3 protein-coding genes are annotated in these 6,748 nt (G+C 73.7%); 1 reads left to right on the top strand and 2 read right to left on the bottom strand.

Translation table 11 applies throughout. From position 1 onward, the window contains the following. Positions 1 to 90: 90 nt before the first annotated feature. Positions 91 to 4,902 (bottom strand): amino acid adenylation domain-containing protein, encoded by a 4,812-nt coding sequence (locus ABZ883_RS39315; protein WP_360915748.1) that lies wholly within the window; start codon positions 4,900 to 4,902, stop codon positions 91 to 93. 269 nt (positions 4,903 to 5,171) lie between these two features. Then, complete coding sequence (locus tag ABZ883_RS39310) at positions 5,172 to 5,918, bottom strand: alpha/beta hydrolase (RefSeq protein ID WP_360915745.1); 747 nt, start codon at positions 5,916 to 5,918, stop codon at positions 5,172 to 5,174. Between the two features lie 270 nt (positions 5,919 to 6,188). On the opposite strand from ABZ883_RS39310, the gene ABZ883_RS39305 reads away from it, so the two are divergent. Then, the gene (locus ABZ883_RS39305) at positions 6,189 to 6,686 is read left to right on the top strand and encodes a DUF2218 domain-containing protein (protein ID WP_360915742.1); all 498 of its coding nucleotides are present in this window, start codon (positions 6,189 to 6,191) and stop codon (positions 6,684 to 6,686) included. Positions 6,687 to 6,748: the final 62 nt, after the last annotated feature.

Genomic DNA, 6,748 nt, shown 5'->3' with positions numbered 1-6,748 from the left:
GCCCCGGCCGGGTGGGGGGCCCCCCCCACGGGGGCCCCCCCCCCGGGACGGGCCGTTCGGCTGTCCGGGCCGCGCGGTCGACGCGGGCGCTCAGGCCTTCGCGCCCCGGTCCTCACCGGTCACGTCCTCGATCAGCAGCGCCTCGACGGCGGTCGCAAAATCGGAGAGGACGGGGTGGTCGAAGAGCGACTGCACCGCCACCGGGACCCGCAAGGCCTCCCGCAGCCGGCCGACGACGCGGGTGGCGGCGAGGGAGTGGCCGCCGAGCGCGAAGAAGTGGTCGTCCGACCAGACGCGGGGAACGTCCAGCACCGACGTCCAGACGTCGGCGACGAAGTGCTCGGCCTCCCCGCGCAGCGGCACCCGGGCGCGCCCCGAACTCTCCGGGGGCTGCGGAAGCGCGGCGCGGTCGACCTTGCCGCTCGGCAGGGTCGGCAGCGCCGCCGACGTCAGCCATCGGCGGGGCACCATGTGGTCGGGCAGCAGGCGGCGAAGCCGGGCCTCGACGGCCGCGGTGTCGATGCCGGCGGGGACGAGGTGGCCGACCACATGGGCGGAGCCGCCCTCGCCCGACACCGTCACCGCCGCGTCGGCAATCTCGGCGTCGGCGCGCAGCACGGCCTCCACCTCTCCCAGTTCGATCCGGTATCCGCGCACCTTCACCTGGCTGTCGCGGCGGCCCCGGTACTCCAGCGTCCCGTCACTCGACCGGCGGACCATGTCGCCGGTGCGGTAGCACCGTTCACCGGGCACGAAGGGATCGTCCGTGAACGCCGTCGACGGCAGATTCCGGTAGCCGCGGGCCACGCCGCGACCGGCCACCCACAGCTCGCCGGTCACCCCCGGCGGCACCAGGCGGCCCAGCGGATCCACCACGTAGCAGCGGGCGCCCGCCACGGGACGGCCGATCGGGACGGTCCCGCCGGTCGACCCGGTCACCTGGTGCACGGTGGTGGTGACGGTCGCCTCGGTGGGTCCGTAGGCGTTCCACAGCTCACCGACTCGGGACCGCAGTTCACGGGCGAGCGTCGCGTCCAGCGCCTCGCCGCCGGTGACCGCTCGCATCCCCGGGCCTCCCGGCCAGTCCGCGGCGAGCAGCATGCGCATCGTCGTGGGGGTGAGGTCCACGAGGGTGACGCCACTGCTCGTGATCCGCTCGGCCAGCGCGTACCCGTCGTTGGCGCAGGCCCGTTCGACGACGACGCAGCGGCCCCCGGCCGCCAGCGGCGTCCAGATCTCCTGGGCCGAGATGTCGAAGGACAGCGGCGCGACGGCCGCCATCGCGTCCTCCGGTCCGACCCCGGGCGTCACACGGAATCCCTCGACGCAGGCGGCCAGGTTGGCGTGGGTGACCTCGACGCCCTTCGGGCGGCCGCTCGACCCCGAGGTGTACAGGACGTAGGCGAGCTCGTCGGGGCACGCCCCGGGCAGCGCGCGCACGGCGTCGCACGCGAACAGCGCGTCGCCGTCGAGCGCGCCGGGCAGGCCGGGTGCCGCCGGCCCGCGCACGATCACGGCCTTGACGCCGCCGTCCGCGGCGAGCGCGGCCAGCCGTTCGGCCGGCTGGTCCGGGTCGAGCGGCAGATAGGCCGCACCGGCCCGCCACACCGCAAGCAGGACGGCGGGCAGCAGATGGTCGCGGGGCACGCTCACGCCCACGACGTCCCCGGCGCCCGTCCCGGCGGCGAGCAGTCCCGAGGCGGCACGGGCGGACAGGACGGCCAGTTCGGCGTAGGTGAGGGATCCGCCGGGGCCGGTCACGGCGACCGACCCGGGCCGGCTGCGGGCGGCGTCCAGGACGGCGTCCAGTACGGTCGCCGGCATCGACACCGGCAGCGCGGGTCCGGCGGCGGCAGCCAGCAGGGAGTCGCGCTCCGGGGGGCTGACCAGTTCGAGTCCGGCGAGCGGCAGACCGGGCTGTGCCAGCCCGCTCCGCAGGGTCCTGAGCATGCGCTCGGCGAAGGCCTCGGCGTCGGTCTGCGTGAATCGCCCGGTGGCGTACTCGATCTGGAGCTCGGCCGCGGTGGCCGTCCGCGTGACGAAGACCGACAACTCGTTGGCCGCGGCTCCGCTCCCCCGGTCCGAGCGCAGGTCGAGACGGAAGGCACCGCGGGACACCGTCGCCGGCTCGTCGAGCGGCAGCATGGTGATGACGACCGGGGTGCGCGACGCGCCGGCGCTCCGGTGGGCGGGCAGACGGTCGATCAGCTCGCGGGCGGGCAGTTCCTGGTGGGCGAGGGCGTCGACGGTGGTCGTGGCGCAGTGCCGGACCAGGTCCCGGAAGGTCTGTGCGCCGTCGATGCGCAGCCGCAGCGGCAGGGTGTCGACCAGGGGGCCCAGCAGGCGTTCGGTCCCGGTCCGGTGGCGGCGGGCGGCGGCCGCGCCGATCACCACGTCGTCGTGTCCGGCCAGCCCGCCGGTGACGAGTGCCAGGGCTGCGAGGTAGCAGGCGAACGGGGTCGTCCCGGTCTCGGCGGCGAAGCGGGCCAGGCGGGCCGGCAGGGACTGCTCCAGGGTGACGGTCACACGGTCCGTCGCCCAGCCGGGTGCCGCATCGGCCCCCGGCAGGTCGTCGGGGATGACGGCGCCTTCCAGCGCGGTCCGCCAGTACGCGTCCAGCCTGTCGTGGCGCGGACGGTCGCCATCGAGTTCCCGCTCGTGGAGGGCGAGGTCGCTCACCTGCAAGGGGAGGTCGTCCACCGGGTCCCCGGCCAGCTCCGCGGCGAGTTCACGCAGGAGGACGGCGACAGAGGCGCCGTCGAAGGCCATGTGGTCCACGGCGACAACGAGTTCGCCGGCGTCGTCGGCGGTGCGCGCGAACGCGGCCCGCAGCAGCGGGGTTTCGCCCCCGAGGTCGAAGGCGTACCCCGCCGTGTCCCGGTGCAGCGCGTCGAGACGCCCCTGCCGCTCGTCGGCGGTCAGGGCGCGCAGATCGGCCTCGACGACCGGGACGGGCACCGCGGGACCCACCACGAGGTACGGCTCGGTGTCGAACCGGACGGTGCTGCGCAGCACTTCGTGGCGGCGCACCACGGCGTCCAGCGCCTCGCGCACGACCCGTCCGCTCACCGGGCCCACCACGCCGATGCGCATCGTCAGGGTGGTGACGGGCGCGTCCGGGGCCAGTTGACGCAGCAGCCAGAACTCCCGCTGCATGGCCGTGAGCGGGTAGCGGCTCAGGCCGGGCGTACGGCGCAGTGGCGGTTCGGCGGCCATGGCGTCCGTGGTGTCCATGGCGAGCGCCAGGGATGCCGGGGTGGGATGGTTCAGGAAGGTCGCGAGCGGCACCGGCGTCCCGCGCCGCCGTCCGAGCTCACTGACGACGCGGGCGGCCGCCAGCGAGTGGCCACCGAGGTCGGCGAAGCGGTCCTCGGCACCGACCTGGTCGATGCCCAGGACCTCGGCGACCACGTCCGCGACGAGCCGCTCGGTGTCGTTGCGGGGAGCCGTGTACGGGGCGTCCGGCCGCCGTCCGGCGGTGATGACGGGCAGTGCCCCGCGGTCGACCTTGCCGGTGGGGTGGACAGGGAGCCGGGGCAGCACCGCGATGCGCCACGGCACGGCGTGCCGGGGCAGCCGCGCGGTCAGCCAGGCGCGCAGTTCCGCCTCGCCGGCCGTGTCCGACTCGGCGTATCCGACGAGCCGGTCGTCGGCGGCCAGGACCACGGCGTGCCGGACGCCGGGGTGGTCGGCGAGCACGGCCTCCACCTCACCGGGTTCCAGGCGGACACCGCCGACCTTCACCTGCTCGTCGGCGCGTCCGACGAAGTGGTAGGTGTCCCCCTGGCGTCGCACCAGGTCGCCGGTGCGGTAGCCGAAGGCACCGAAGCGCTCGGCGGTCAGTTCGGGGCGGTCGAGGTAGCCGCGGGCGACGACCGGCCCGGCGATCCACAACTCCCCGGTCTCGCCGTCCGGCAGGACCTCGCCGTCCGGGGACCGCACGGACAGTTCCGCGCCGGCGATGGGGCTCCCGATCGAGGGGTTGCCGGTGCCGTGCCGGTCCACCTCGGTCATGGTGCAGCACACCGTGCACTCGGTGGGGCCGTAGCCGTTGACCACCCGCCGGACCTGGGGGTGGGCGTAGACCCGGTCGCACAAGGCCCGGGTGACCAATTCGCCGCCGGTGATGACGGTCCGTACGTTCGGCGGCAGAGTGTCGCGCAGCAGCGCCGACAGGGCGGACGCAGCGGCGATGAGCACGGTCACCTCGGACCGGGCCGGGAGCGTCGGCACGGCGAACAGGTTCTCCGCCAGGATGACGGTGCCCCCGGCCGCCAGCGGGGCGCAGATCTCCACGGTCGACGGGTCGAAGCACACCGACGTCGCGGCCAGCATGCCGCCCAGTTCGTCCGCGGAGAGGAATTCCGTGAACCAGCGGATCAGGTTGTACAGGTTGCGGTGCTCCACGACCACGCCCTTCGGCGTACCGGTGGAGCCCGAGGTGTAGATGACGTACGCCGCGCCGTGCGGATCGGGCCGCACACCCAGCGTGTCCGCCGGCTTCGTGTCCTCGACGGGGACGGACACGGCGGACGACGGCACGATGTGCTCCGTGCCGCGGGAGGTCAGCACCGTCGAGAGCGAGGCGTCCTCGGCGATGAACCTGATGCGCTCCTCGGGGTACGCCGGATCCAGCGGCACATACGCGGCACCGGCCTTCAGCACGCCCAGGAGAGCGGGGATCAGCCACTGGTCCCGCTGGATACACAGACCGACACGGTCGCCGCGGCGCACCCCGGCGGCGTGCAGTCGCCGGGCAATTCCATTCGCCAGGCGATCCGTTTCGGCGTATCCGAGCCGGATGTCGCCCACCACCACGGCGGTACGGTCCGGAGTTCTCCGCGCTTGCTGCTCGAATGCCTCGTGCACGCAGGACGCATTCACATGACGATCAGTTCTCATTGGGCTCACTGTCCACCGTGCGCATCGAGCATGCCGCGGCGCAGCACCGCCGCAATTCTCCGACTCGACTTGTTCTCAAACGGATGTGAACGTTAGCACCGCCGCGCCACCCATAACGGGCGGCGAAATCAAGGCCGCGTCAAGGCCCCGTATGAATTCCGGGAAAAACCGCGACCGCACGCGGCAACCGCCGGTCACCGTCATCGGGGAAGGGCCGGAGCCTTTCCCCGATGACGGCATTCCGGGCGGCCGTGGCTATGAACTACCGGCTACAGCCCGGCGGACGACCCGGCTCCCTTCAGATGCCGGTCCAGGAACCGGCAGCCGTCCTCGAGTTCGAACCACGGGGTCCCGGTGTGCCCGCCGAGATTGGCGTGCAGCGTCTTCTCCTTGCTGCCGAAGGCGTCGAACAGGTCCAGGGCCCGTTGCCGGGGGTTGCCCTGGTCGTCCCACTGCAGCAGGAACAGCAGCGGGACGGTGACCTGCCGGGCCTCCTCGCGCTGCGCACGGGGTACGTACCCGCCGGCGAAGAAGCCGGCGGCCACGATGCGCGGCTCGGCCACCGCGAGCCGGATGCCGAGGGCGGCCCATCCCCCGGAGTACCCGACGGGGCCGGTGATCCCGGGCAGTTCGAGGAGGGCGTCCAGCGTGGTCCGCCATTCCGGGACCGCGTTCTCGACGAGCGGGCCGATGAAGAACTCGAAGATCTCGTCGACCGGCTCGCCGGCCTGCATTGCCCGCCGCAGGTCGGCGCGGGCCTGCTCGTCGGCGGCGGAACGGGGACGGTCACCGCATCCGGCGGCGTCGATGGTGGCGACCGCGTAGCCGCGCGCCGCGGTGTAGCGGGCGCGGGCCACCAGCCGGGGATCGGCCTTGGGCAGGCCGTTGTTGTGGGACATCAGGACCAGCGGAGCCGGTGCGGAGCCCGGCGTCCACAAGGTGCCGGGGATGTCGCCGAGGGTGAATTCGCGCTCGACGACGCCGTCGTCGAGGCGCTGTTCGGAAGTGAAGTGCACGGTCGTGCCTTTCGGGAGAGCTCGTGAAACGGCGCTCCCGGACGACCTATCGCCCGACCGTGGCCCCGGAGGGGAGCACCCATGTCGATACTGCGTTCACGGGTACCACCTCCTCGTTCTCTCGCACGGCCTCGCGGAGAGTAGCAACCGCCGCCGCGGTCCGCCAACGGGTTTTCGCGAAGTCGTCACGCGGACGGTGTCACATCCGGCCCCGCCACCCTGTCGTCATGGTCGAAGAGCACGCCAGTCGCGCAGCGGAGGTTCCACAGCATGGGCGTCGAGCCGTCACGGCGAGCCGAAGGCCACCTGCACACCGACCGGCCGGCCCGGTTTCTGGCGGGACTGCGCACGGACGCCGAACGGTCCGGCACGCAGGGCACCCTCGACACCCCGTGGGGCCGGTGCGCGCTGGAGACCGGGCCCGACTCGCTCACGATCCGCGTCGAAGCCGCCGACGGGGAGAGCCTGCGGCACGTCCAGAAGCTGGTCGCCGACCGCCTGCGGGACATCGGCGCGGACGAGGCCGCCCAGGTCACCTGGCGACCGGCCGCACCCGCCGCGCCCCGCTCCTCGCGACGGGGCAGGAAGCTGGGTCTCGCCCTTGTCGTCACCGCGGTCGTCGCCGCCCACCTGGGCCTGGGCGGTCTGCTCCTCACGTCCGGCCCGTGGAAGCACTGGGCCCTCGGCGCCCTCCTGGCCGTGGTCCTGGCCAAGGCCGCCTTCCTGCTCCTGCGCCGCGGCAGGGCCCGCCGGGTGGCCAGGTCCTGATCGGCGCGTGGCGCGGCCGGGGCCCCGCGGCAGTAAGCTGTTCCCAGCGGTGGTCCTCGCGA

The organism is Streptomyces sp. NPDC046977 (genome assembly GCF_040644455.1).
Lineage (GTDB): Bacteria > Actinomycetota > Actinomycetes > Streptomycetales > Streptomycetaceae > Actinacidiphila.
Note: the sequence above shows the minus strand (reverse complement) of the source record. Positions and strands in the feature narration are given on the sequence as shown.

Coding starts and splice junctions, on each gene's coding strand:
- ABZ883_RS39315 (WP_360915748.1), bottom strand. CDS start 4,902: ATGAGAACTGATCGTCATGTGAATGCGTCCTGCGTGCACGAGGCATTC.
- ABZ883_RS39305 (WP_360915742.1), top strand. CDS start 6,189: ATGGGCGTCGAGCCGTCACGGCGAGCCGAAGGCCACCTGCACACCGAC.